General features: G+C 69.4%; 17 protein-coding genes. 10 read left to right on the forward strand and 7 right to left on the reverse strand.

All coding sequences use genetic code 11. From position 1 onward, the window contains the following. Together ptsP and MWN33_RS09775 are read right to left on the reverse strand one after the other, a co-directional pair. A complete protein-coding gene (gene ptsP, locus MWN33_RS09770; RefSeq protein WP_247200292.1) occupies window positions 1-2,265 on the reverse strand; it encodes a phosphoenolpyruvate--protein phosphotransferase in 2,265 nt (754 codons plus the stop codon). An 81-nt stretch (window positions 2,266-2,346) separates the two neighbouring features. Further along, the gene (locus MWN33_RS09775) at window positions 2,347-3,597 is read right to left on the reverse strand and encodes an aspartate kinase (RefSeq protein ID WP_247200293.1); all 1,251 of its coding nucleotides are present in this window, start codon (window positions 3,595-3,597) and stop codon (window positions 2,347-2,349) included. A 159-nt stretch (window positions 3,598-3,756) separates the two neighbouring features. Here MWN33_RS09775 and ubiG point away from each other — a divergent pair, with 159 nt between their 5' ends. The 5 genes from ubiG (at window position 3,757) to MWN33_RS09800 (ending at window position 10,291) form a co-directional block, all read left to right on the forward strand. Then, a complete protein-coding gene (ubiG, locus tag MWN33_RS09780; RefSeq protein WP_247200294.1) occupies window positions 3,757-4,506 on the forward strand; it encodes a bifunctional 2-polyprenyl-6-hydroxyphenol methylase/3-demethylubiquinol 3-O-methyltransferase UbiG in 750 nt (249 codons plus the stop codon). Between the two features lie 82 nt (window positions 4,507-4,588). Further along, a complete protein-coding gene (locus MWN33_RS09785) occupies window positions 4,589-5,866 on the forward strand; it encodes an MFS transporter (protein ID WP_247200295.1) in 1,278 nt (425 codons plus the stop codon). A gap of 176 nt (window positions 5,867-6,042) precedes the next feature. Then, a complete protein-coding gene (clpB, locus tag MWN33_RS09790) occupies window positions 6,043-8,655 on the forward strand; it encodes an ATP-dependent chaperone ClpB (protein ID WP_247200296.1) in 2,613 nt (870 codons plus the stop codon). Window positions 8,656-8,829: 174 nt separating this feature from the next. Continuing rightward, window positions 8,830-9,816: an SPFH domain-containing protein gene (locus MWN33_RS09795; protein WP_247200349.1), complete on the forward strand. Its 987-nt coding sequence runs from the start codon at window positions 8,830-8,832 to the stop codon at window positions 9,814-9,816. 7 nt (window positions 9,817-9,823) lie between these two features. Continuing rightward, window positions 9,824-10,291: an NfeD family protein gene (locus MWN33_RS09800; protein WP_247200297.1), complete on the forward strand. Its 468-nt coding sequence runs from the start codon at window positions 9,824-9,826 to the stop codon at window positions 10,289-10,291. A gap of 54 nt (window positions 10,292-10,345) precedes the next feature. Here the strand turns inward: MWN33_RS09800 and MWN33_RS09805 are convergent, their stop codons facing one another. Then, window positions 10,346-11,236 (reverse strand): UTP--glucose-1-phosphate uridylyltransferase, encoded by an 891-nt coding sequence (locus MWN33_RS09805; RefSeq protein WP_247200298.1) that lies wholly within the window; start codon window positions 11,234-11,236, stop codon window positions 10,346-10,348. A 271-nt stretch (window positions 11,237-11,507) separates the two neighbouring features. Between MWN33_RS09805 and MWN33_RS09810 the strand changes: the two genes are divergently transcribed. After that, window positions 11,508-12,917, forward strand: a complete 1,410-nt coding sequence (locus MWN33_RS09810) for a lytic murein transglycosylase (RefSeq protein WP_247200299.1) — start codon at window positions 11,508-11,510, stop codon at window positions 12,915-12,917. A 94-nt stretch (window positions 12,918-13,011) separates the two neighbouring features. Then, entirely contained in the window at window positions 13,012-14,469 is a 1,458-nt protein-coding gene (locus MWN33_RS09815) for an SGNH/GDSL hydrolase family protein (RefSeq protein WP_247200300.1), read from the forward strand. Between the two features lie 80 nt (window positions 14,470-14,549). Here MWN33_RS09815 and MWN33_RS09820 read toward each other — a convergent pair whose 3' ends face one another. Together MWN33_RS09820 and gltB are read right to left on the reverse strand one after the other, a co-directional pair. Continuing rightward, window positions 14,550-15,974: a glutamate synthase subunit beta gene (locus tag MWN33_RS09820; RefSeq protein WP_247200301.1), complete on the reverse strand. Its 1,425-nt coding sequence runs from the start codon at window positions 15,972-15,974 to the stop codon at window positions 14,550-14,552. 172 nt (window positions 15,975-16,146) lie between these two features. After that, a complete protein-coding gene (gene gltB / locus MWN33_RS09825; RefSeq protein ID WP_425531984.1) occupies window positions 16,147-20,886 on the reverse strand; it encodes a glutamate synthase large subunit in 4,740 nt (1,579 codons plus the stop codon). Between the two features lie 443 nt (window positions 20,887-21,329). Between gltB and MWN33_RS09830 the strand changes: the two genes are divergently transcribed. Then, on the forward strand, window positions 21,330-22,280 hold the full coding sequence (locus tag MWN33_RS09830; RefSeq protein ID WP_247200351.1) for a hypothetical protein: 951 nt from the start codon (window positions 21,330-21,332) through the stop codon (window positions 22,278-22,280). A gap of 80 nt (window positions 22,281-22,360) precedes the next feature. Here MWN33_RS09830 and MWN33_RS09835 read toward each other — a convergent pair whose 3' ends face one another. After that, entirely contained in the window at window positions 22,361-22,840 is a 480-nt protein-coding gene (locus tag MWN33_RS09835) for an Hsp20 family protein (protein ID WP_247200303.1), read from the reverse strand. A 245-nt stretch (window positions 22,841-23,085) separates the two neighbouring features. Here MWN33_RS09835 and MWN33_RS09840 point away from each other — a divergent pair, with 245 nt between their 5' ends. Continuing rightward, window positions 23,086-23,469, forward strand: coding sequence for a hypothetical protein (locus MWN33_RS09840; protein ID WP_247200304.1), 384 nt, complete (start codon window positions 23,086-23,088; stop codon window positions 23,467-23,469). A 116-nt stretch (window positions 23,470-23,585) separates the two neighbouring features. Further along, window positions 23,586-24,545 (forward strand): alpha/beta fold hydrolase, encoded by a 960-nt coding sequence (locus MWN33_RS09845; RefSeq protein ID WP_247200305.1) that lies wholly within the window; start codon window positions 23,586-23,588, stop codon window positions 24,543-24,545. Here MWN33_RS09845 and hisN read toward each other — a convergent pair whose 3' ends face one another. Next, window positions 24,546-25,331, reverse strand: coding sequence for a histidinol-phosphatase (gene hisN, locus MWN33_RS09850; protein ID WP_247200306.1), 786 nt, complete (start codon window positions 25,329-25,331; stop codon window positions 24,546-24,548). Between the last annotated feature and the right edge of the window lie 1,482 nt (window positions 25,332-26,813).

Consider the following 26,813-nt stretch of genomic DNA (forward strand, 5'->3'; position numbering starts at 1 on the left):
TCACAGCGGCAGGCCGGCCTTCTCGGCGAACGCCTTCAGCGGCTGGCGCAGCGAGGCGACCTCGCCTTCGGCCAGCAGCGGCGCGACGAGGGCAGCAGCGGCCGCGAGGTCCAGTTCCCGCAGCATCGCCTTTACCGGGCCGTAGGAGGCGGGCGAAAGGGAGAGCTTGCGATAGCCGATGGCGGCCAGCGCCAGCGCTTCCAGCGGGCGCGAGGCGAGCTCGCCGCACAGCGTCACCGGCTTGCCGTACTCGGCTGCCTTGTCGGCGATGGCCTTGAGCGCGCGCAGCGAGGCGGGGGCGAGGGCGTCGAAGCGGTCGGCGACGCGCGGATTGCCGCGGTCGGCGGCGTAGAGGAACTGCACGAGGTCGTTCGAGCCGACTGAGGCGAAGTCGACACGGGTGAAGAGCTGGTCGAGCTGGAACAGCAGCGCCGGCACTTCCAGCATCACGCCGACCAGCACGCGTTCGGGCAGATCGTGGCCGTGGCGGCGCAGATGGGTCAGTTCGCGCTCGACGATATGGCGTGCGCGGTCGAATTCCTCGACCGCCGACACCATCGGGAAAATGAGGCGCAGTTCGCGCCCGGTGGCGGCGCGCAGCAGGGCGCGGATCTGGCTGCGCAGCAGGCCCGGCCGGTCGAGCCCGAGGCGGATGGCGCGCCAGCCGAGCGCCGGGTTCTCCTCCTCGATCGCCCGCATATAGGGCAGCACCTTGTCGCCGCCGATGTCGAGCGTGCGGAACACCACGGGGCGCTCGCCGGCCGCGTCCAGCACCGAGCGGTAGAGCTTGAGCTGCTCGTTGGTGCGCGGGAAGGCGGAGGCGATCATGAACTGCAGTTCGGTGCGGAACAGGCCGATGCCGGTGGCGCCGGTCTCCGAGATGTGCGGCAGGTCGACCAGCAGGCCGGCGTTCAGATGCAGCTCGATCTCGGTGCCGTCGCGGGTGACGGTCGGCAGGTCGCGCAGCGCGGCATACTGCTCAAGCCGCTTGGCGCGGAAGCGCACCTTCTCGACATAGGCGGCCTCGACGTCGGCGGGCGGGCGCACATGCACCTCGCCGCTGACGCCGTCGGCGATGATGGCGTCGCCCGAATCGACCTGGCCGACGATGTTCTCGACATGGCCGACCGCCGAGATGCCCAGCGCGCGGGCGACGATGGTGAGGTGGCTCGTCGCCGCGCCTTCCTCCAGCACGAGGCCGCGGATGCGGGTGCGGTCATAGTCGAGCAGCGCTGCCGGGCTCATGTTGCGGGCGACGATGATGGCGTTGTCGGGCAGGCCCTTGTGCTCGGAGCCGCCGGCGCGCCCGGTGAGCTGGCGCAGCAGACGGTTCGCCAGGTCGTCGAGGTCGTGCATGCGCTCGCGCAGATAGGGGTCGGTCATGCGCAGCATGCGGGCGCGGGTGTCCGACTGCACGCGCTCCACCGCGCCCTCGGCGGTGAGGCCGGTCATCACCGCCTCGCGCATGCGCCCGATCCAGCCGCGGTCATGGGCGAACATGCGGTAGGCTTCGAGGATCTCGCGATGCTCGCCGACGCGGGCGACGCCCTCGTCCTCCAGCATGATGTCGATGGAGGCGCGCAGCGTGTCGACCGCGCCGTCGAGCCGGTTGAGCTCGCCCGGCAGGTCGTCGGCGATGACCTTGGTGACTTCGATGCGCGGCTCGTGCAGCACCACATGGCCGAGGCCGATGCCCTCGGAGAGTGCGAGGCCCTTGAGGTGCAGCGGGCGACGGGCGGCCGGCTCGGCGCCGGGCAGCGCCATGGCGGTGAGCTCGCCCGAGGCGATGATCTCGGCCAGCACCATGGCGGTGGTCTGGAGCGCCTCGATCTCCTCCTCGGTGTAGGAGCGGTGGGCGCGGTTCTGCACCACCAGCACGCCGAGCGTGTTGCCCGCGCGCAGGATCGGCACGCCGAGGAACGAATGGTAGATTTCCTCGCCCGTCTCCGGCCGGTAGGAGAAGGCGGGGTGCGCCTGCGCGTTGGACAGGCTGATCGGCTCGGCCTCGCGGGCGACGGTGCCGACGAGGCCCTCGTCAATGCGCATCACGGTCAGATGGACGGCGGTGCGGTTCAGGCCTTCGGTGGCGTAGAGCTCAAGGGTGCCGTCGACGCGCAGCACATAGACCGAGCATACCTCGGCCACCATGTTGGCCGCGATCAGCACCACGATCTTGTCGAGGCGGTCCTGCGCGCTGACCGGCTCCGCCATGACCTCGCGGAGGCGCCTGAGCAGCACGCGCGGACCGCCGAGCGCGCCACGCATTGGCCGTCCTCGGTTTCCGGGAGCCGCGATCCCGGAGCGTCGATGTCACGGCGCGACTCACCGCCGCGCCGGTGCCTGATCTCAGGCGTCGAGCCCGTATACCGAATGGAGCGTTCGAACGGCAAGCTCGGTATAGGCGGCGTCGATCAGCACCGAGATCTTGATCTCGGAGGTGGAGATAGCGCGGATGTTGATGCCGCGCTCGGACAGCGCCTTGAAGGCACGAGCCGCGACGCCGGCGTGCGAGCGCATGCCGATGCCGATCACCGAGATCTTCACCACGTCGGTGGCGCCTTCGATGCTCTCGTAGCCGATTTCCCCGCGCACATTCGCGAGTGCGGCCTTGGCGCGCTCGAAGTCGGCGGTCGGCACGGTGAAGGTGATGTCGGTGAAGCCCTCGGCCGAGATGTTCTGCACGATCATGTCGACATTGATGTGCGCCTCGGCGAGCGGCACGAACACGCTCGCGGCGATGCCCGGCTTGTCGGGCACGCGGCGGATGCTGACCTGGGCCTCGTCCCGGGCGAAGGCGATGCCGGTGACGACTTCACTCTCCACGATTTCCTCCTCGTCGCAAATCAGGGTGCCGGGCGGATCGCCGGCGGTCTTCAGTTCCGGGGCGTCCGGGTCGGTGAAGCTGGAGCGCACGAAGGTGCGGACCTTGTGTACCATGGCGAGCTCGACCGAGCGCACCTGCAGCACCTTGGCCCCCAGCGAGGCCATCTCCAGCATTTCCTCGAACGCGATCTTGTCGAGCCGGCGCGCCTTCGGGACGATGCGCGGGTCGGTCGTATAGACGCCGTCGACGTCGGTGTAGATGTCGCAGCGGTCGGCCCTGATGCCGGCGGCGACCGCCACCGCGCTGGTGTCCGAGCCGCCGCGCCCGAGCGTGGTGATGCGCCCGCTCGGCAGATGCATGCCCTGGAAGCCGGCGATCACCGCGACCTCGCCCTGCGCGAAGCGGGCGACGATCTCTTCGCCATTCACCGAGAGGATGCGGGCGGAGCCGTGTGCGTCGTCGGTCGAGATGGGAAGCTGCCAGCCCTGCCAGGAGCGGGCCGGGATGCCCATGTCCTGCAGCGCGATGGCCAGAAGGCCGGACGTGACCTGCTCGCCGGAGGCGACGATGGCGTCGTATTCGCGCGCATCGTGCAGCACGGCGGTCTCGCGGCACCAGGCGACCAGCTCATTGGTCTTGCCCGACATGGCGGAGACGACGACCGCCACCTCGTTGCCCGCCTCGACCTCCCGTTTCACGTGCCTCGCGACATTGCGAATGCGTTCGATGTTGGCGACCGATGTGCCGCCGAACTTCATCACCAGACGTGCCATTGCGGGAAACCGTACCGTGTTCTTCTGTGGGGCCGGGCGGGAGAGGTGGGCTCCCGGCCCAAAAGGCGCGTATACATATCCACCTCGCGCCCGGCCCGCAACGCCGCCGCGCGAGCCTGGAATTCCTCTCGGCCGAGGCCGAACCGCGAGGGTGCGCCGATGAGCAAGACTGCCACCACCGTCGATCCGCGCGAGGTCGAGCGCTTCGCCGCGCTGGCCGCGCAATGGTGGAACCCGCGCGGCAAGATGGGCGTGCTGCACAAGTTCAATCCCGTGCGGCTCGCCTATCTGCGCGAGACGATCACCGCCCATTTCGGCCGCGATCCGCGCGCCATCCGCCCGCTGGAAGGGCTGAGCCTGCTCGACATAGGCTGCGGCGGCGGGCTGCTCAGCGAGCCGCTGGCCCGCATGGGTGCGAGCGTCACCGGCATCGATCCGGCGGAGAAGAATGTCGGCGTTGCCGCGCTGCACGCGGCGGAGGCCGGCGTCGGCGTCACGTACCGCGCGACCACCGCCGAGGAGCTGGCGGATTCGGGCGCGCGCTTCGACGTGGTGCTGGCGATGGAGGTGGTGGAGCACGTCGCCGATGTCGGGCTGTTTCTCTCCCGCGCGGCCGAGATGGTGAAGCCGGGCGGCCTGCTGGTCGCCGCCACGCTGAACCGCACCAAGCGCTCCTTCGCCCTTGCCATCGTCGGCGCGGAATATGTGCTCGGCTGGCTGCCGAGGGGCACCCATGACTGGAACCGCTTCCTCACGCCGGAGGAGCTTGAAACGGCGCTGGTCGCCGGCGGGCTGGAGGTGTTCGACCGCGCGGGCGTCGTCTTCCACCCGCTGGCGGACGAGTGGCGCCGCTCGTCCGACCTGTCGGTGAACTATGTGATGGCGGCGCGCAAGCCGGCCGCTGCGTAAGCGGGCGAAAGCGCACTCAAGAGCCGGAACCGGAGCGCAGGCGCCGACTTATCGGTGCGATGTCACCGCCGGGTGTCCTGCCATGCCTCCCGCCTCGCGCCCCTTCTCGTCCACCGCGCTGATCACGCCGCTCGCGGCGCTTGCCGCCCTCAACCTCTTCCTCGCCGATGTACGCGACGGGCTCGGGCCGTTTCTCGGCGTCTTCCTCCAGCAGAAGGGCTGGGGGCCGTCCGAGATCGGCCTCGTCATGACGCTCGGCGGCCTCGCGGGCATGGCGGCGACGATGCCGATGGGAGCGCTGGTCGATGCCAGCCGGGCCAAGCGGGCGCTCATCCTCGCCGGCTCCGCCGCCATCCTCGCCGCCTCGCTGGCGATCCTGGCCGCCCCGAATTTCGCCTCGGTCGCGGTGGCGCAGGCGGTGAACGGCATCGCCGCCGCCGTTCTTCTGCCCGCGATCGCCGGGCTGACCCTCGGCCTTGTCGGGCCGGCCGGCTTCGACCGCCAGCTCGGCCGCAACGAGGCGTTTAACCATGCCGGCAATATCCTCGCCGCCGTGCTGGCGGGCGTGCTCGGCTGGTGGTTCGGCCTGCCCGCCGTGTTCGCGCTACTGGGGGCGATGGCGGTGCTGGGCGCCCTGTCGGCACTCGCCATTCCGGCCTCGGCCATCGACCACGAGGCGGCGCGCGGCGGCGCGGCAGTTTCCACGGGGGAGGGCGGGGCGCATGAGAACATCGGCCGCCTGCTGCGCGAGCCGGCACTGGTCACGGCCGCCGTGACCTTCGCCCTCTTCCATCTCGGCAACGCGGCGATGCTGCCGCTGTTCGGGCAGGCCATGGTGGCGACCGCCGGTGCCGATCCCAGCGCCCTCACCGCGACCACCGTGGTGGTGGCGCAGGGGGCGATGATCCCGATGGCGCTGGTCGCGGCGTGGCTGGGCGAACGGCGCGGCTACCGGTTCGTCCTGCTGCTCGCTCTGGCGGCGCTGCCGGTGCGCGGCGCGATCGCGGCGGCTGCCGTGCATTACGGGGCCTCTTGGGCGCTGGTTCCCGTCCAGCTTCTGGACGGGGTGGGCGCCGGGCTTCTGGGGGTCGCGACGCCGGGGCTGGTGGCGCGCATCCTTGCCGGGTCCGGCCGGTTCAACCTCGGCCTCGGCTTCGCGATGACGGCGCAGGGCGTCGGCGCGGCGCTCTCCACCCTGCTCGGAGGCATGGTGGCGCAGGAACTCGGCTATCCCGCCGCCTTCCTCGCGCTCGGCGGCGTGGCGCTGCTGGCCGCCGGCGCCTATATGCTCGGCGGCTGTCCCGGCGGGACAGATCCTGCCCGCAGTGGCCGCGCGACCGCTGCGCCCGCCCCCGCGTGAGAAAATCGCGGCCTTGACCCTGCTCAAGGCCCTTCCGTTGCCGATTGGCCACACTACATGAGGACCGTCGGGCTGCCGCAACGGGGCCCGGCACGGCGGCCGGGATACGGGCGCCGTCGTCCCGAATGACCGTTCGTGCCTTGAAGGGCGGACGGCGGGCCAGGAGGCAACGCGTTATGAATTTCGAGATCTATACCGAGCGCGCGCGCGGATTCGTGCAGTCGGCGCAGTCGCTTGCGCTACGCGAGGGCAACCAGCAGTTCACCCCCGAGCACCTGTTGAAGGTGCTGCTCGACGACCCCGAGGGCCTGTGCGCGGGTCTGATCCAGCGGTCCGGCGGCGATCCGCGCGCCGTGCTCGCGGACACCGAGGCCGCGCTGGCGAAGCTGCCGAAGGTGCAGGGTTCCGGGGCCGGGCAGGTCTATCTCGCGCCCGCGACGGCGCGCGTCTTCGAGGCGGCCGAGCAGGCGGCGAAGAAGGCCGGCGATGGCTATGTCACCGTCGAGCGGCTGCTGCTGGCGCTCGCGCTGGAGAAGGACAGCGAGGCGGGGAAGGTCCTCGCCAAGACCGGCGCCACCCCGCAGAAGATCAATGCCGCCATCGAGGCGCTGCGCAAGGGCCGCACGGCCGATTCGGCAACCGCCGAGAACGCCTATGACGCGCTCAAGAAATACGCCCGCGACCTGACCGAAGCGGCGCGCGAGGGCAAGCTCGACCCGGTGATCGGCCGCGACGAGGAAATCCGCCGCACCATTCAGGTGCTGTCGCGCCGCACCAAGAACAATCCCGTGCTGATCGGCGAGCCCGGCGTCGGCAAGACCGCCATCGTCGAGGGCCTCGCCTTGCGCATCGTCGACGGCGACGTGCCGGAGAGCCTGAAGGACAAGAGCCTGCTCTCGCTCGACATGGGCTCGCTCATCGCGGGGGCGAAGTATCGCGGCGAGTTCGAGGAGCGGCTGAAGAGCGTGTTGTCCGAGGTCGAGGCGGCCGAGGGCGGCATCGTGCTGTTCATCGACGAACTGCACACGCTCGTCGGCGCCGGCAAGACCGACGGGGCGATGGACGCTTCCAACCTGCTCAAGCCCGCGCTTGCGCGCGGCGAACTGCACTGCGTCGGCGCCACCACGCTCGACGAGTACCGCAAATATATCGAGAAGGACGCCGCGCTCGCCCGCCGCTTCCAGCCCGTCTTCGTCTCCGAGCCGAGCGTGGAGGACACCGTGTCCATCCTGCGCGGCATCAAGGAGAAGTACGAGCTGCACCACGGCGTGCGCATCACCGACTCGGCTCTCGTGGCGGCGGCGACGCTGTCCAACCGCTACATCACCGACCGTTTCCTGCCCGACAAGGCGATCGACCTTGTCGACGAGGCGGCCTCGCGGCTGCGCATGCAGGTGGATTCCAAGCCCGAGGAGCTGGATTCCATCGACCGCGAGATCGTGCGCCTGCGCATCGAGCAGGAGGCGCTGAAGAAGGAGAGCGACGCGGGCTCGCGCGACCGGCTGAAGAAGCTGGAGAAGGAGCTCGCCGAGCTTGAAGAGCAGTCGGCCTCCATCACCCAGCGCTGGAAGGCGGAGAAGGAGAAGCTCGGCGACGCCCAGAAGATCAAGAGCGATCTGGAAAAGGCGCGCGCCGACCTCGCCATCGCCCAGCGTTCCGGCGAGTACCAGAAGGCGGGCGAGCTCGCCTATGGCACGATCCCGGCGCTGGAGAAGAAGCTCGCCGAGGTCGAGGCGCAGGATGGCGTCGGCTCGAAGGCCGGCATGGTGGAGGAGGCGGTGACGCCCGATCACATCGCCGGCGTGGTCTCGCGCTGGACCGGCGTGCCGGTCGACAAGATGCTGGAGGGCGAGAAGGAGAAGCTGCTGCGCATGGAGGAGGTGCTCTCCACCCGCGTAGTGGGCCAGAAGGAGGCCGTGGAGGCCGTCTCGACCGCGGTGCGCCGCGCGCGGGCGGGCCTGCAGGACCCCAACCGGCCGATCGGCTCCTTCATGTTCCTCGGGCCCACGGGCGTCGGCAAGACCGAGCTGACCAAGGCGCTGGCCTCGTTCCTGTTCGACGACGACACCGCGCTCGTGCGCATCGACATGTCGGAATACATGGAGAAGCACGCGGTGGCCCGGCTGATCGGCGCGCCTCCCGGCTATGTCGGCTACGAGGAGGGCGGCGCGCTGACCGAAGCCGTGCGGCGCCGGCCCTATCAGGTCGTGCTGTTCGACGAGGTAGAGAAGGCCCATCCGGACGTGTTCAACGTCCTTCTTCAGGTGCTCGACGACGGGCGCCTGACGGACGGGCAGGGCCGCACGGTCGACTTCCGCAACACGCTGATCATCATGACCTCGAATCTCGGGGCCGAATATCTGGTGAACCAGCCGGACGGCGAGGACAGCGAGGCGGTGCGCGAGGAGGTGATGGCGGTGGTGCGTTCGCACTTCCGGCCGGAATTCCTCAACCGCGTCGACGAGATCGTGCTGTTCCACCGGCTGCGCCGCGAGCAGATGGGCGCCATCGTCGACATCCAGGTCAAGCGGCTCGACAAGCTGCTGGAGGAGCGCAAGATCCGCCTGGAGATCACCCCCGAGGCGCGGGACTTCCTCGCCGAGAAGGGCTACGACCCGGCCTATGGCGCGCGCCCGCTCAAGCGCGTGATCCAGAAGCTGCTGCAGGACCCGCTGGCCGGCCGCATCCTCGCCGGCACGGTGAAGGACGGTGACGTCGTGCGGGTCGAGCGCGGGGCGAACGAACTCCTGTTCGACGCCCGCCCCGGTGTGGTGGACGAAGCGGCCTGAGACCCGGGCCGATCAAAAGACAGGAAGGCCCGGCCCCGCGCCGGGCCTTTTTCGTTGCGAGCGTCCGCCGGCGGGCGCCTTGCTGGCGGGCGCGCGCCGGGCCACACTCCGCCCCGTCCTGCGGGCGGGAGAACCTGCGGGCGCAAGAAACTGCGGGCGGGAGAGATTGCCATGGTGCTCGGGCTCAACGTCTTCGTTCTGGTCTTCCTCGCGCTGGTGATCCTCACCATCTTCGCCGGCGTGAAGACCGTGCCGCAGGGCTATCAGGTCACGGTGGAGCGCTTCGGGCGCTACACGCGCAGCCTCTCGCCGGGGCTCAACATCATCGTTCCCTATCTCGACCGCATCGGGAAGCGGGTGAACGTGATGGAGCAGGTGCTCGACGTCCCCACGCAGGAGGTCATCACCCGCGACAACGCGACCGTTTCGGTGGACGGCATCGCCTTCTTCCAGGTGTTCGACGCCGCGCGGGCGAGTTACGAGGTCGCCCAGCTCGACCTCGCCATCCTCGCGCTGACAACCACGAACATCCGCACCGTGATGGGCAGCATGGACCTCGACCAGCTGCTCTCCCACCGCGACGAGATCAACGAGCGGCTGCTCAAGGTGGTGGACGCCGCCGCCGCGCCCTGGGGCGTGAAGATCACCCGCATCGAGATCAAGGACATCGTGCCGCCGGCCGATCTCGTCACCGCCATGGCCCGGCAGATGAAGGCCGAGCGCGAGAAGCGCGCCGTGGTGCTGGAGGCGGAAGGCCTGCGCCAGTCCGAGATCCTGCGCGCCGAAGGCCAGAAGCAGTCGCAAATCCTCGAAGCCGAGGGACGGCGCGAGGCCGCCTTCCGCGACGCCGAAGCCCGCGAGCGGCTCGCCGAGGCGGACGCGAAGGCGACGCAGATGCTGTCCGGGGCGCTCGCCGAGGGCGACCCGGCGGCGCTCAACTACTACATCGCCGAGAGATACATGAAGGCGCTGGAAGCCATGGCGAGCGCCCCGAACCAGAAGATGATGGTGCTGCCCTACGAGGCGAGCGCGATGCTCGGCTCGCTGGCCGGCATCGCCGAGATCGCCCGCGGCGCCTTCGGTGGCGAACCGCCGCCGCCCGCCCGCCCACGTCGGCCCACCGGCCCCGCGTGGTCGACGCCGCCGGCCGACAAGGGCTGAGGCCGGCATGAGCGAGATCGCGTCCTTCGTCGACGGGCTGACCGATTTCTGGCTCTGGTTGATCGGCGCCGGCCTCCTGATGATCGCCGAGCTGGCCATGCCCGGCGCCTATCTCCTCTGGCTCGGCGTGGCGGCGCTCGTCACCGCGCTGGTGCTGGCGGTGGTGCCGCTCGGCTGGCAGGCGCAGCTCGTCGTCTTCGCGCTCGCCGCGCTGGTCGCGGTGGTGGCCGGGAGGCTCGTTGCGCGCTCGCGGCGCGGCACCGACCGGCCCTTCCTCAACCGGCGGGCGGAGGAACTGGTGGGTCGGGCTTTTGTGCTGAGGGAGCCCATCGAGGGCGGGGTCGGTCAGATTCGCGTCGACGACACGATCTGGCGCGTCACCGGGCCGGACTGCCCGGCGGGCGCGCGCGTCGTCGTCGCGGCGGCGGAGGGCGCGACCCTCACTGTGCGGCCGGAAGATCAGGCGGCACAGTGAGGCTGTCGGTTGGGGCGTGACCCTGGGGCCGGCCGGGGCGGCCGGCGCCGCGCGTCAGTTCTTCGCCAGCAGGGCGTCGAGCTCGGGCCGGAAGGAACCGGAGATTTCCGGGTTGTCCAGCGCATAGGCGACATTCGCCATCAGGAAGCCGAGCTTCGAGCCGCAGTCGTAGATCGCGCCGTCGAAGGTCACGCTGTAGAAATCCTGGCTCTGCGCCAGCTTGAGCATGGAATCGGTCAGCTGGATCTCGTTGCCGGCGCCGCGCTCCTGCGTCGCCAGCAGGTCGAAGATCTCGGGCTGGAGGATGTAGCGGCCGGAGATGGCGAGGTTGGACGGCGCGACATCCCGCTTCGGCTTCTCGACCATGCGGGCGATCTTGTGCACGCCCTCGGCGACCTCGGTGTCGAGGCCGACGATGCCGTACTGGTCGGTCTGCTCGGGCGGCACCTCGTAGACCGCGATGTGGTTGCCGCCGCCGGTCTTGGCATAGGCCTCGACCATCTGGCCAAGGCAGCCCTTGCCGTTGCTCGGCTTGTGCAGCATGTCCGGCAGCAGCAGCGCGAAGGGCTCGTGGCCGATGATGTCGCGCGCGCACCACACCGCGTGGCCGAGGCCGAGCGGAAGCTGCTGGCGGGTGAAGCTGGTGGCGCCGGGACCCATGGTCTCGCGGCGGAGCTGTTCGAGCATCTGGGTCTTGCCGCGCTCGTTCAGCGTGTCCTCCAGCTCGTACTGGCGGTCGAAATGGTCCTCGATGACGCCCTTGTTGCGGCCGGTCACGAAGACGATGTGCTCGATGCCCGCCGCGCGGGCCTCGTCCACCACATGCTGGACGACCGGACGGTCGACCACGGTGAGCATTTCCTTGGGCACGGCCTTGGTCGCGGGAAGAAACCGCGTGCCGAGGCCGGCCACGGGCAGGATCGCTTTGCGAATGGGAGCTACCATTTGGGGATTACGCCGCCTTGATGTCGCTTGCTTGGATTTCGCTTGGTGGGTAGGGCCGATCAGAACGAAATTTCTATGAAATTCAGTTTAACGTTTTGCCTGATGCAATGCACCGGAGGGATAACGCGGAGGTGACGGAATAGGTTCACGCCCCGGTGGCATGATTGTGAAGAAACACGGACATGACGCTAGGGAAATTTCCTCGGCGTTAAGAGGCCCGAAACCACGTTCCCCGCCTAATCATGGCCTTGAACCGCGTTAGGGTTGCGTCATGAGTTTCCGCTGCGTTGCCGGCCGGCCCGCCTCCGCCGGCCCGACCGATCGTCCGCCCGGCCGCCGGGGCGCCCGTCTGCTCGGCTTCGCGCTGATGGGTTTCGGCCTTGCCGGCTGCGCCTCGTCGGACGACGTCACCGGCGCCTTCTCCGCGCCGATGGCGCCGGCCACGCAGGCGGCTGCCCCCGTCCGCGCGCGGCCGGTCCCCGTTGCGGCGCCCGCCGCTTCCGCCGCCACCCATCCCGACATGACCCCCGCCGCGCTGGCCCGCGACCAGGCGAATTTCAACCGCTGCATCGCCTCGCTGGAGCCCAAGGCGCGCGCCGCCGGCGTTTCGACGGCCGGCTTCCGGCGCTACACCGCCGGGCTGAAGCCCGACATGAGCATCATGGAGAAGCTGCAGACGCAGCCCGAATTCACCCGAACGGCCGGCGACTACGTGACCATGCTGGTTTCCGAGACCCGCATCCGCAAGGGTCGCGAGGCGATGGCGCAGAACGCCGCCGTGTTCGAGGCGGTGGGCCGCAATTACGGCGTCGATCCTTATGTCGTGGCGGCGATCTGGGGCATCGAGACAAATTACGGCAGCGCGCGCGGCTCCTATCCCGTGCTGCAGGCCACCGGCACGCTTGCCTGCGTCGGCCGGCGGCAGGCCTATTTCCGCGACGAGTTCGTCGCCGCGCTGCGCATCCTCGACCGTGGCGACATTCCCGAGAGCCATCTGAAGGGCTCGTGGGCCGGCGCCTTCGGCCTGACCCAGTTCATGCCGACCGCGTTCCAGCGCGACGCGGTGGATTTCGACGGCGACGGGCATCGCAACGTTGTCGATTCCGTTGCCGACGCCATGGGCTCCACCGCCAACAAGCTGAAGCGCGGCGGCTGGGTGGCCGGGCGCAGCTGGGGCTACGAGGTGGTGCTGCCCGCCCGCTTCAACTACCTGCTCGCCGACAAGAACACGCGCAAGACCATGGCCGAATGGGCCGCGCTCGGCGTGCGCCGGCCTGAGGGGCGGCCCATGCCGGCCGCCAATGAGAGCGCGTATCTCCTGCTGCCGGCCGGCGCCAAGGGGCCGGCCTTCCTGATGACGGACAATTTCAAGGCGATCCTCAGCTACAATCCGGCGGACGCCTATGCGCTCGCCATCGGCCATCTCGCCGACCGCATCCGGGGCGGCGGGCCCTTCGTGCAGCCCTGGCCGGACGACCAGCGCGCGCTCTCGCGCAACGAGCGCTCCGAACTCCAGAAGCGCCTCGCCTCGCGCGGCTACGATGTCGGCCCGCATGACGGCGCCATCGGCAGCAAGACGCGCGTCGCCGTGCGGGAATATCAGGTGAGCGCCGGCCTGACGCCGGACGGCATGGCGAGCGGCGAGGTGCTGGACAGTCTGCGCGCCCGCGACGGAACCTGAGCCTACCGGACGCGGGGACTTGACGACGCGGGGGACTTGAAACGGCCGCGATAATGGTTCACCGCTGACCGGTGTCGTCCTCGGGGAAGAGTGCATGCGCGCGCGCGGAAGCCGGCTCGGACTGAAGACGCTGGCAATCGCCGGCGTGCTCGCCGCCGGCTGCTCGCTGGCGCAGGCGCAGAGCGACTGGTTCCGCCCCCCGGCGGATGTCGGTCAGTCGTCCGGCCGTTCCTCGCCACCGCCGCAGCAGGCCCAGCCACGCCAGGCGCCGGCCCGCCAGCAGCAGGCCCAGCCGCGCCAGCAGGCGCAGCCCCGTCAGCAGCAGGCCCGCCCCGTCCAGCAGGCGCAGCCGCGCCGCGCGTGGTCGCCCTTCCAGCCGCTCATCGACCTGTTCGGCGGCGGAGCGCGCCAGCGGCAGGAACAGCAGCAGCCGCTGCCGCCGCCGCCCGTTGTGGTGCAGGCGCCCGCCGAGCCGCGCGGCAAGGTCTTCGCCAGCACGGCGGAGGCGCGCGCCGAGGCGCCCGACCTCAAGGAGATCGTGCTGGTGCTCGGCGACGACCAGGCCGGGCCGCTGGCGCAGGGCCTCGCCGACGCCTTCGCGGCGGACCGCGAGGGCGCGGTCGTGGTCGGGCGCAGCGAGAACGGCTCGGGCTTCGCGCCCGGCGGCTTCGACTGGATCGCCGCCGCCCGCCAGCTTCCCATCGGCGGCGACCAGCCCAACGTCATCGTCGTCTTCGCCGGCGGCAACGACCTGAAGGCGATCGAGGATCCCGCCGGCCGCGCCGAGCTGCTCGACGACCGCTGGCGCGAAATCTATGGCCGGCGGTTCCAGGATTTCCTGCTGGCGCTGAAGATGCAGGGCCGGCCCGTCGTGGTAGTCGGCCTGCCCCCCACCGAGGACGAGGGCCGCAACGCCCAGATCGTCCGGCTGAACGAGCTGTTGAAGCAGCAGGCCGAGCGCGCCGGGCTGATCTTCGTCGATGTGACCGACGGCTTCGTCGACGAGAACGGCAAGTTCATGATGTCCGGCCCGGCGGTGGACGGGCAGCGCCGTCGCCTGCGTACGGCCGACGGCATCGGCTTCACCCGCGCGGGCGCTCGCAAGCTCGCCTTCTTCGTCGACCGCCAGCTCGACGACCTGATGGTGCGCAAGGACATGCCGGCCGCCGAGGCGCCCGATCCCGCCGATGCGCGACCCTCCATCGTCAACCTGACCGGCGGCCCGGTCGGCAATGCGCGCGCGCTTGCCGGCGCTCCCGTGCCCGTGGCGCCGGCCGGAGGTGCGGGCTCCCATGCACCGTCCGGCATCGCGCAGGCGGCCAAGCCTACGGATGGCAAGGTCGAGCCGGCGAGCGTGCTGCTCAGCGGCGCGACGCTGCCCCCGGTGCTCGGGCGCACCGACGATTTCCGCTGGCCGGCGGGCCAGCCGGCGGCGACCACCGATCCTCTGGTGCCGCCGATGCCGCAATCCGAACTGTCGCCCGCCGTCGCGCCGGCGGCGGCGCCTCTTTCCGGGGTAACCGGCAGCGGCACCGGCACCGCCGCTCCCTGAGCATCCCCTGAGCGCCGGGCATGAAAAAGCCGGGCGCGGCGAGGCCGGCCCGGCTGTCGAAGGTCGTTCGTCGGTGCCGCTCAGCGCGGCAGCACGGAGCTTCCCATCAGATAGGTGTCGATGGACTGCGCGGCCTGCCGGCCCTCGCGGATCGCCCACACCACGAGGGACTGGCCGCGGCGCATGTCGCCGGCGGCGAAGAGCTTGGGCACGCTGGTCGCGTAGTCGAGGTCGCTCGCCTTCACATTGCCGCGCCGGTCGATCTCGGCGCCGGACTGCTCGATCATGCCGGCATGCACCGGATGCACGAAGCCGAGAGCGATGAAGACGAGATCGGCGCGGATCTGGAACTCCGTGCCGGGGATCGGCTGGCGCTTGGCGTCGACCCGCGCGCACTTCACCCCGACGACATGGCCCTTCTTGCCCTCGATGCCGAGCGTCGCGGCGGCGAATTCGCGCTCGGCGCCTTCCGCCTGCGAGGAGGAGGTACGGAACTTGGTCGGCCAGTAGGGCCACACCGCCAGCTTGTCCTCCTTGAGCGGGGGCACCGGGCGGATGTCGAGCTGGTGGACGGAGAGCGCGCCCTGGCGGAAGGCGGTGCCCACGCAGTCGGAGGCGGTGTCGCCGCCGCCGATCACCACCACATGCTTGCCGGCGGCGAGGATCGGCTCCTCACGGGCGACGTCCTCGCGCCCGACGCGGCGGTTCTGCTGCACCAGATAGGGCATGGCGTAGTGCACGCCGGCGAGCTCCTGGCCGGGCAGGGCGGGATCGCGCGGGGCTTCCGAGCCGCCGGCGAGCAGCACCGCGTCATGGGTCGCCAGGAGTTCCTCGACCGGCGTGGTGACGCCGACATTGGCGCCGTAATGGAAGGTCACGCCTTCGCCTTCCATCTGGGCGACGCGGCGGTCGATATAGTGCTTTTCCATCTTGAAGTCGGGGATGCCGTAGCGCAGCAGGCCGCCGGCCTTGGGCTCGCGCTCATAGACATGCACGTCGTGGCCCGCGCGGGCGAGCTGCTGGGCGGCGGCGAGACCCGCCGGGCCGGAGCCGACCACGGCGACCTTCTTGCCGGTCTTGACCGCCGACACTTCCGGCTTGATCCAGCCCGCCTTCCACGCCTTGTCGGCGATGGCCTGCTCGACCGTCTTGATGGTGACGGGCACGTCCTCCAGATTCAGCGTGCAGGCTTCCTCGCAGGGGGCGGGACAGACGCGGCCGGTGAATTCGGGGAAATTGTTGGTGGAGTGCAGGTTGCGCGCCGCCTCCTCCCAGTTCCCGTTATAGACGAGGTCGTTCCAGTCCGGGATCTGGTTGTGGATCGGGCAGCCATTCGGCCCGTGGCAGAACGGCACGCCGCAATCCATGCAGCGCGAGGCCTGGTTGGCGACCTCGGCGTCGGGCAGGGGCAGGGTGAACTCGCGGAAGTGGCGAATGCGGTCGGAAGCGGGCTGATACTTCGCCTCGCGCCGATCGATCTCGAGAAAGCCCGTAACCTTACCCATTGCGCCCTCTTTCGCGGAGCACCGCCACCTTGGAGGCATTCCACCTCCGGTGCCAGATACATCAATCATGCCAGTTGGAAAATGACGGCGCGGCACACGGCCGCGCCACGGCCCTTGCCGTGGCCCGCTTTCCGGGCCTCCCCCGCGCGGTCCGGCGGGGGACGCAGGCCGCCTATTCGGCCGCCTGCAGGCCGCGCATTTTCTCCATTTCGCGCAGCGCCCGCTGGTACTCGACGGGCATCACCTTGACGAACTTGCCGCGATACTCGGCCCAGTTGTCGAGGATGGTCTGCGCCCGCCGCGAACCCGTGTAATGCAGGTGCTTGGCGATGAGCTGGTGCAGACGCTCCTCGTCGTGGTGGCCCATATCCGCCATGATGTCGATGCGGCCCTTGAACTCCAGGTCGCCACCGTGGTGGTGCAGGCGTTCGAGGAGGTCCTCCTCCTCTTCCACCGGCTCCAGATCGACCATGGAGAGGTTGCAGCGCTTGCGGAAATTGCCGTCCTCGTCCAGCACATAGGCGACGCCGCCGGACATGCCGGCCGCGAAGTTGCGCCCGGTCTGGCCGATGACGACGACCACGCCGCCGGTCATGTATTCGCAGCCATGGTCGCCCGTACCCTCGACCACCGCAATGGCGCCGGAATTGCGCACGGCAAAGCGCTCGCCCGCGACGCCGCGGAAATAGACCTCGCCGGCGGTGGCGCCGTAGAGCACCGTGTTGCCGACGATGATCGAGTTCTCCGGCACGATGGCGGCGTTCTCCGCCGGCTGCACCACGATGCGCCCGCCCGACAGGCCCTTGCCGACATAGTCGTTGGCCTCGCCCGTCAGCGTCATCGAGACGCCGCCGGCGAGGAAGGCGCCGAAGGCCTGGCCGGCGGTGCCGGTCAGCTTGATGTCGATGGTGTCGTCCGGCAGGCCGGCATCGCCGTAGCGCTTGGCGACCTCGCCCGAGAGCATGGCGCCGACCGAGCGGTTGATGCTCTTGATCTCGCTGTGGATCGCCACCTTCTCGCCGCTCTCCAGCGCCGGCATGGCCTGGTGGATCAGCGTGCGGTCGAGCACGTGCTGGATCGGATGGTTCTGCCGCTCCGTGTGGTAGATCGCGATCTCCGGGCCGACCTCTGGCTTGGCGAAGATGCGCGAGAAGTCGAGGCCCTTGGCCTTCCAGTGCTCGATCGCCTCGCGCTGGTCGAGCCATTCCGAATGGCCGATCAGCTCGTTGAAGCTGGCCACGCCCATCGAGGCCATCAGCTCGCGCACTTCCTCGGCGACGAAGAAGAAGTAGTTGATGACATGCTCGGGCGTGCCCTTGAAGCGCTTGCGCAGGACGGGGTCCTGCGTCGCCACGCCCACCGGGCAGGTGTTCAGGTGGCACTTGCGCATCATGATGCAGCCCGCCGCGATGAGCGGGGCGGTGGAGAAGGCGAAGTCGTCCGCGCCGAGCAGCGCGCCGATCACCACGTCGCGCCCGGTGCGCAGGCCGCCGTCGACCTGCAGCGCCACGCGCCCGCGCAGATTATTGAGCACGAGCGTCTGGTGCGCCTCGGCGAGGCCGATTTCCCACGGCGAGCCGGCATGCTTGATGGCGGTGAGCGGCGAGGCGCCGGTGCCGCCCTCGAAGCCGGACACGGTGATGTGGTCGGCGCGCGCCTTGGCGACGCCGGCCGCGACCGTGCCCACGCCCACCTCGGACACCAGCTTCACCGAGATGTCGGCGCCCGGGTTGACGTTCTTCAGGTCGTAGATGAGCTGCGCCAGATCCTCGATCGAGTAGATGTCGTGGTGCGGCGGCGGCGAGATGAGGCCGACACCCGGGGTCGAGTGGCGCACCTTGGCGATCACCGCGTCGACCTTGTGGCCGGGCAGCTGGCCGCCTTCGCCGGGCTTGGCACCCTGCGCCATCTTGATCTGGATCATGTCGGCATTGACGAGGTAGTCCGCCGTCACGCCGAAGCGGCCCGAGGCCACCTGCTTGATCGCCGAGCGCATCGAATCGCCGTTCGGCAGCGGCTTGAAGCGGGTCGCTTCCTCGCCGCCCTCGCCGGTGTTCGACTTGCCGCCGATGCGGTTCATCGCGATGGCGAGCGTGGTGTGCGCCTCGCGCGAGATCGAGCCGAACGACATGGCGCCGGTGACGAAGCGCTTCACGATGTCGACCGCCGGCTCCACCGCGTCGATGGAGATGGGCGCGCGGCCGAACTCCTCCGCGCCGCGGATGCGGAACAGCGAGCGGATGTTGAGCGTCTTGGCCCCGGCCTCGTTCACCAGCTTCGCAAAGTGGCGGTACTTGTCCTGCGCGTTGCCGCGCACGGCGTGCTGGAGCACGGCGACCGTCTCGGGATCCCAGGCGTGCTCCTCGCCGCGCAGGCGGAAGGCATAGTCGCCGCCGACGTCGAGCGAGCTGCGATAGACCGGCGCGTCGCCGAAAGCGTCGCGGTGGCGCATCGCGGTTTCCTCGGCGATCTCGTTGAGGCCGATGCCGCCGATGGAGGAGGCGGTGCCGAAGAAATACTTCTGCACCACCTCGCTGCTGAGGCCCACGGCGTCGAAGATCTGCGCGCCGCAATAGGACTGGTAGGTCGAGATGCCCATCTTGGACATGACCTTCAGCAGCCCCTTGTCGATGGACTTGATGTAGCGCTTGACGATCTCGTACTCGTCGACCTCCTCGGGGATGTCGACGCGCATGTCGATCATGGTCTCGAAGGCGAGATAGGGGTTGATCGCCTCGGCGCCGTAGCCGGCGAGACAGGCGAAGTGGTGCACCTCGCGCGCTTCGCCGGTCTCCACCACGAGGCCGGCGGCGGTGCGCAGGCCCTTGCGGATCAGGTGATGGTGCACGGCCGCCGTAGCCAGCAGCGAGGGAATGGCGATGCGGTCCGGCCCGACCAGCCGGTCGGACAGGATGATGATGTTGTAGCCGCCATGCACCGCCGCCTCGGCGCGCTCGCACAGGCGCTCGACCGCGTCCTCCATGCCCGCCGCGCCCTTGTCGGACGGATAGGTCATGTCGAGCGTGCGGGTGTCGAAGCGCTCCTCCATGAAACCGATGGAGCGGATCTTCTCAAGGTCGGCATTGGTGAGGATCGGCTGGCGCACTTCGAGCCGCTTGCGGCGCGAATTGCCTTCCAGATCGAAGATGTTCGGCCGCGGCCCGATGAAGGAGACGAGGCTCATCACCAGCTCCTCGCGGATCGGGTCGATCGGCGGGTTCGTCACCTGCGCGAAGTTCTGCTTGAAATAGGTGAAGAGCGACTTCGACTTCTTCGACAGCGGCGAGATCGGCGTGTCGGTGCCCATGGAGCCGACCGCCTCCTGCCCGGTGGTCGCCATGGGCGCCATCAGCAGCTTGAGGTCTTCCTGGGTGTAGCCGAAGGCCTGCTGGCGATCGAGCAGCGACACATCGGTGCGCACCTCGCGCGCCTCGACCTGGCGCAGGTCCTCCAGCACGAGCTGGGTGCGCTTGAGCCATTCCTTGTAGGGATGCGCGCGGGCGAGCGAGGTCTTCACCTCCTCGTCGGGAACGAGGCGGCCTTCCACCATGTCGACCAGCAGCATGCGGCCCGGCTGCAGGCGCCACTTGGTGACGATCTGGTCCTCGGGGAAGGTGAGCACGCCCATTTCGGAGGCGAGCACGATCCTGTCGTCCTTGGTCACGAGGTAGCGCGCCGGGCGCAGGCCGTTGCGGTCGAGCGTGGCGACGATCTGGCGGCCGTCGCTGGCGACGATGGCGGCCGGCCCGTCCCACGGCTCCATCATGGCGGCGTGGTACTCGTAGAAGGCGCGGCGCTCCTCGTCCATCAGCGGGTTGCCCGCCCACGCCTCCGGCACCAGCATCATCGCCGCGTGCGGCAGTTCGTAGCCGCCCTGCACGAGGAATTCGAGCGCGTTGTCGAAACACGCCGTGTCGGACTGGCCCTCATAGGAGATCGGCCAGAGCTTCGAAATGTCGTTGCCGAACAGCTCGGAATCGACGCTCGCCTGCCGAGCGGCCATCCAGTTGACGTTGCCGCGCAGCGTGTTGATCTCGCCATTATGCGCCACCATCCGGTAGGGGTGGGCGAGCGACCACGCCGGGAAGGTGTTGGTCGAGAAGCGCTGATGCACGAGGGCGAGCGCGCTTTCGAAATCCGGGTCGTGCAGGTCCGAATAATAGGCGCCGAGCTGGTCGGCGTTGAACATGCCCTTGTAGACGATGGTCCGGCAGGACAGTGAGACGACGTAATAGCCTGAGGTCAGCGGGTCGTTCGCGGCATAGACCGCGTTCGACACCACCTTGCGCAGGATGAACAGGCGGCGCTCGAAGGCATCCTCGTCGGCGATGGCCTCGCCACGGCCGATGAAGACCTGCACGTGCCGGGGCTCGGTCGGCAGCACGGTGTGGCCGAGCGAGGCATTGTCGGTCGGCACGTCGCGCCAGCCGAGCAGCACCTGCCCCTCGGCCGCGACCACACGCTCGAAGGTCTCGCGCACGATGCGCTCGCCCTCGGGCTCGCGCGGCAGGAAGACATGGCCGACGGCATATTCACCGGGGGCGGGCAGCTCGAATCCGAGCTTCGCCGCTTCCTTGACGAAGAACTTGTGCGGAATCTGCACCAGCATACCGGCGCCGTCGCCGGCGCGCGGATCGGCGCCCACCGCGCCGCGGTGCTCAAGATTCAGCAGGATCTGCAGGCCGTCCTGCACGATCTGGTGCGACTTGCGGCCCTTGATGTCGGCGATGAAGCCGACGCCGCAGGAATCCTTCTCGTTGCGCGGATCGTAGAGACCCTGTGCCGCCGGGAGGCCCGGATCGATGTGGGAAATGGCTTTGGTGGCGGCGCGATCCGTCGCGGCGGCACGCACCGCAGCCTCGTCGATCATGCGCGCGGCAGTGCCGCCCAGTTCCTCGCTCATTCCCGTCACTCCCTAAAGGGTCGCTTCCCGTCCGGCGCGCCGACACGTCTGAAGCCTTGCCGGGCGCTCCCCCTGCAAGGCCGTGCACGTTCGCCGAACTACGCTAGCATCCGCCGTGCCATTCCGGCGTCGCATGCCGGCTTCGCGGCACGGACAATCCGGATTATAGGACAGCATGACTGCCCTATCAATCGCGAACATGCCAGAATTGGCGCCCGCGCACAAGCACCGCGCGCGCCTTCGCCGCTGCGATTTTTCGCGCTTGTTGCGGGCGGGGTGCCCGTTACGAAAGGAACGGTAAGGCTCCGCGCCGCCACACGCAATGGCGTTGCGGGCGTAGAGCGTGCGAGCAGGGCGCTCCGGCGGGCCGGCGCGAGGTCTTTCCCCTGCCGCAATTTCACGTTCCCGTAGGTCCGGCCGTAAAGGGCGGCCGTCAATGTTCCGGAGGCGTCATGTCGAAGCCGAGCGCGTCCCCGCGTCTCTCGCCGATGCTGGTTCCGGCTCTTGCCGGCGCCGCATTGTTGTCAGCCGTGCCGGCGCAGGCCGAGATCTTCTTCCGTCCGTTCGGCGGGGTCTATGTCGAGCGCTATTACGAGCCGATGCCGCCCGGCAGCTATTATCCCGAGCCCTTGTACCCTCAGCCCTTGCCGCCGGCCCCGGTCTATCGGGCGCCCGCCCGCTTCCCCTTCGCAGATGTCGAGCCGATGCTGCGCTCCATGGGCATGAGGGCGATCGGCCGCGTACGGGTCGACGGCAACACCTATGTGGTGGACGCCACCGATCCGTCCGGCACCCGCGTGCGCGTGCGCATCGGCGCCTTCGACGGGCGCATTCTGGCCGTGCTGCCCACGGGCGCGCCGCCGGTCGCCCGGCAGGCGCCCGCCGCGCCGCCGCGCGCTGCCGTCGCGCCGCTGCCGCCGAAGAAGCCGCCGGAAATCGCCGCCATGACGGTGCCGGCACCTCCGCCGGTCACAAATCCCGACGCCCCGATGCCGGCGGCCCTGCCGGCGGACGCGTCTGTCGCGACGCCCGCATCCCCGTCCGCCGCCGCGCCGGAGCCGGCGACGCCCGCCGCGCCCGCCGCAGCAGAGGGAACGGCCGTGCGCGTCATTCCCGGCATCGCGACCCCGCCCGGCACGGCGCCGCAGCCCGCGACGCCTCCGGCCGACAAGGCAGCGACGGGTTCCGGCGACAAGGCTCCCGCGAAGCCCGTAGCGACTCCCGCGCAGGCGGCATCGCCGGCGGATACGGCTCCTGCGGCTCCTGCGGCTCCTGCGCCGTTCGCCGAGGAGGCGCCGTCTTCCACCGGCACCGGCACGGGAACCGGCAGCACCACGCCGGCCGGCACCGCCTCGGTGGTGGCGCGCGGCGCCGGTGGGAAGCCGCCCGCTCCGGCCGACTGAGCCCTTCCAGCCGCTAAAAAGGCGCCCCGGTCTCCCGGGGCGCCCATTGTCATTCGCGGATTATCGTCAGTCGCGGGTCGTCAGGCGGCGGCCTTGCTCTCGCTGGCCTTGGCCTCGATCGCCTGCGGGCCCTTGGCGCTGCCTGCGATGGGGATCACGCGCGGCTTCTTCGCCTCGGGGATCTCGCGTACCAGCTCGACATGCAGCAGGCCGTTGGCGAGGCTGGCGCCGCGCACCTCGACATGGTCCGCGAGCTGGAAGCGGCGCTCGAAGGCGCGCGCGGCGATACCGCGATAGAGCACCTCGCCGGAGCCGTCGGCTTCCGCCTTGTGCTCGCCGCGGATCGACAGGCCGTTCTCCTTCACCTCGATGGAAAGGTCTTCCTCGGTGAAACCGGCGACGGCGACGGTGATGCGGTAGGAATTCTCGCCCGTCCGCTCGATATTGTAGGGCGGATAGGTGGTGCCCGTGTCGACGGTGTTCACCTGATCGAGCAGGGAGAACAGGCGGTCGAAACCGACGGTCGAGCGGTGCAGGGGGGTCAGATCGAACGTACGCATGGCATATCCTCTCATTAAGCGACATGCAGGTGGCGGGGCCTCTCGCCTGAGCCGGCCCCGGTTCATGTACCGCCGGATGGCCGGTACAGCTTCGAGATAGGAAGGGCTTCGCGCCGCGCAAGAGGGGGTGGAACGGGCCTGCGCGTGGCGAAGATGAACGCGGGATGAACGGGCGGCTCGGGCCTTATTCAGTGCCCGCCGCCTATGCAGAGGGTTGGATTCGCGGTGGACGCGCGAGAGGGATGATGAGGCGGGCGGCAGTTGTGGCGATGATGGCGGCGGGGCTGGCGATGGCCCCGCTGGCCGCCGGCCTGCCCGGACGGGCGGCGCTGGCGCAGGGGTTCGTGCCGCCTCCCGGCCCCTACGCCCCCAATCCCGGCCCCTATGCGCCCTATGAAGCCCCCGCCGCCCCGCGCGCCGGTGCCGGCGGTCCGGTCGATGCGGATGCGGCGGCGCGCATGCTGTCGGCGCGCGGCTTTACCAACATCTCGGTGGTGCGCCGGCGTGGCGCGACCATCATTCTGGAGGCCAATGGCCCGCGCGGCGAGCGTGTGCAGGTTGTCGTCGACGGGACGTCCGGGGCGATCAGCGGCATGAAGGTGATCGGCTTCGGCGACAAGCGTTATTGACGCGAGACAACACCTTAATGAGGCGAGGGCGGCGTCCCGCCGCCTTGTGGCGCCGCGCGGCTGGGGTATAAGCCGCGGAAGGCTCAACCCCGCAGCGCCGCGAGCACCCGCCGATCATGTCGCCCGAGATGCTCCTCTATTCCACCCAGGATAACCCCGTGCCGGAGGGCGCGGTGTGCGGCCTCGTGACGGCCTCGGACGGGGTGAAGCTGCGCTTCGCGCGCTGGCGCCCGGAAAACGGCGAGTGCCGGGGCACGGTCTGCGTCTTCCCCGGCCGCACCGAGAAGATCGAGAAATATTTCGAGACGGTGCGCGACCTGCGCCGCCGCCATTTCGCCGTCGCCGTTCTGGACTGGCGCGGGCAGGGCGGCTCGCAGCGGCTGCTGTCCAACCCGATGAAGGGCCATGTCGGCCATTTCGAGGAGTATCAGCGCGACCTCGAAGCCTTTCTGACGCAGGCCGTGGTGCCGGAGCTGCCGGGCCCCTGTTTCGCCCTCGCCCATTCCATGGGTGCGGCCATCCTGCTCGACCATGCGCGGCGCGGGGGCCATGCCTTCGAGCGCCTGTTCCTCGTCGCGCCGATGCTGGACCTGTCGCTGCTCAAGCATGACGTGGCGGCTCGCCGGCTCGCCCGCTTCCTGTCGCGGCTCGGCCTGTCGAGGGCCTATGTGCCGACCCGCCGCATGAAGCCGCTGCACGAGGTGCATTTCGACGGCAATCGCCTCACCTCGGACCGCGCCCGCTTCGCCCGCAACCTGACCATCAACATGGAGCAGCCGCAGCTCGATGTCGGCCCGCCGACCATCGGCTGGGTGAAGGCGGCGTTCGACCTGATGGAGGAACTGGCCGACCCGGCGACGGCGCGGGCGATCCGCCAGCCGCTGATGATGGTGGCGGCCGGCGCCGACCGCATCGTCTCGACGCCGTCCATCGAGCATCTGGGCACGCGGCTGATCGCCGGCGCGCATGTGGTGATCCCCGGCGCGCGGCACGAGCTCCTGCAGGAGCGCGACGTCTTCCGCGAGCCGCTGCTGGCGGCCTTCGATGCCTTCATTCCGGGCAGCGCGCCGCCCTGATCAGCCCCCGTTCAGTACCTTCAGCGCCTCGTCGTGCAGGCGTCGGTCGCCCGAGGCGACGACGCGCCCGCCCGACAGGTCCGACCCGCCTTCCCAATTGGTGACGATGCCGCCGGCGCCGGCGACGATGGGCACCAGCGGCACGATGTCGAAATCGTTGAGGTTGGTTTCGACCACCAGGTCGACATGGCCGGCGGCCAGCATACAGTAGGCATAGCAGTCGCCGCCATAGCGCGGCAGGCGCACGCGCTTCTCGACCTCGCCATAGAGGGCGCGGTCCGCCTCGTTCATCAGCAGCGGGCTGGTGGTCATCAGCACCGCCTCGGCAAGCCCGGCGCAGGGGCGCACATTCAGGCGTCGCTCGCCGGCCGGGCCGCGATAGCGCGCCTGCGCGCCGTCGCCATAGAAGCGCTCGCGCACGAAGGGCTGGTGCATCATGCCGTAGACCGGCTCGCCCTGCCGGCACAGGCCGATCAGCGTGCCCCAGGCCGGCATGCCGCAGATGAAAGACTTGGTGCCGTCGATCGGGTCGAGCACCCAGACGTAATCGGCGTCGATGCCGTCGTCGGGGAATTCCTCGCCGCGCACGCCATGGCTGGGGAAGGTGCGGCGGATCAGCGTGCGCATCGCCTGCTCGGCGGCGCGGTCGGCGGCGGTGACGGGATCGAAGGCGGCGCCCCGGCTCTTGTCCTCGACGCCGAGCGCGGTGCGGAAGAAGGGCAGGATGGCCTGACCGGAGACGGTTGCGAGCTCATGCACGAAGGCCTCGAAATCCACCGCACCCATCCGATCCTGCTCCCGTCGCCTCTGCCGTCGCCCGCTGCGCGGCGACCGGCCAAGGCATATCGGGCGGCGGCGGGCTCGGCAATCTCCGGCGTGGCGTCGCGAAGGCGGGAGGTGCGGCGGCTCTCGCCGTCCGTTCCGGTAATGGCATGGCGCCCCCCGCCTACGCGTGAGCGACGTCGCTCAACTCGCCCCGCGTCGGATGCATGGCTGCTATTCCGGCAAGTTCAAGAAATGGGCAGGTTCGGTGATTGCCTCCGACGCACGAAACTGCCATATTATTGCAGCGCGGTAAGGCGATTGGCGTTGCCCTACCGCCGCCCTCCTTGGGCGTTTCCTCCCTAGACTTGGGCCGCTCCGGCAACGTGAGCGGCCCCTTTCTTTTTAGCAACCCTCTGACATAAAAGCGCTTTTTCGAGCCCGCCGACATGGCCGTCAGGGCAAGGCAGGCGTCGATGCCGCGCGAGCGGGTGTGATTCCGTATCGGAGGGCACGCTGCTGAAGCCGGCCGGCCCTGCTGCGCGCAATGCGCGAATTTTGGTGCGATTCTCGTCATTCGAATGCCTGCGACCAAATGACGGTTTCGTTTCTTTCGCTTTCACCTTGTCACCGGCCCGTCGCCTGGCTATGTTTATTGCGTTGCGGCAACGTGATTGGCGTCACGTCGCCGCCGCCCTCCTTGGGCGTTTCCTCCCTAGACTTGGGCCGCTCCGTTCATGCGCGAGCGGCCTCTTTCTTTTCCGGACGCCGTTTTCTCCCTTTTCGCCCGTCCATGCTCCAGCCAGTACCACGCGGGCTGCCGACCCATGCCACCAGCGCATGATGACGATAAGGCAGGAGAACGGCGGGCCGGGGGTCGTCACCCGTCGGCCTCTGACGTGGGCCTTTCAAGGCGGGAGCGACATACGACGGTCGGCTCTTCCGGCGGCGAATGGGCACGCGCGGCCCTCGGAGGGGCAGTGACCTGATGCGTGGCCCGAGGCGCCCGTCTGGCCTCCATCCGCGAGTGACGGTGCCGGCCGGCATCCATGCGCAGTTCCCGCGGGTTTTTATGGGGAGGGGTGCGCGCGTTGGCGGGCCATCCTCTTCGCCCGGCGCGGGGCGCCTCGCCGGCTTTCCTTCGGAAAGGGGTGGAGCGGCAGCCGGGTTCGCCCCGCGACGCCTGCCCCAAAAGCAACGGGCGCCGGCTGATCGCGACCCCCCGGTCGATCCGCCGACGCCCGAACAAGGCAGGTACTGCCTTTGATGGTGCTTTGGCACCTCAACATGCGGCATTAATGCCACAACGGGTGCTCAATTCGTATTTGGTATGCCAGAAAAGCCTAGTGCCTGCCTTGATTATTCCGCAATGCACCTACATCTTCTGCCCGTACGCAGCGATTGGCGTCGCTCCGTACAGCCCTCCTTGGGCGTTTCCTCCCTAGACTTGGGCCGCTTGCGCTGCGCGTAAGCGGCCTCTTTCTTTTGCGCCGGACCCCAGATGCG

The sequence above is a fragment of the Ancylobacter koreensis genome (genome assembly GCF_023016525.1).
GTDB lineage: Bacteria > Pseudomonadota > Alphaproteobacteria > Rhizobiales > Xanthobacteraceae > Ancylobacter > Ancylobacter koreensis.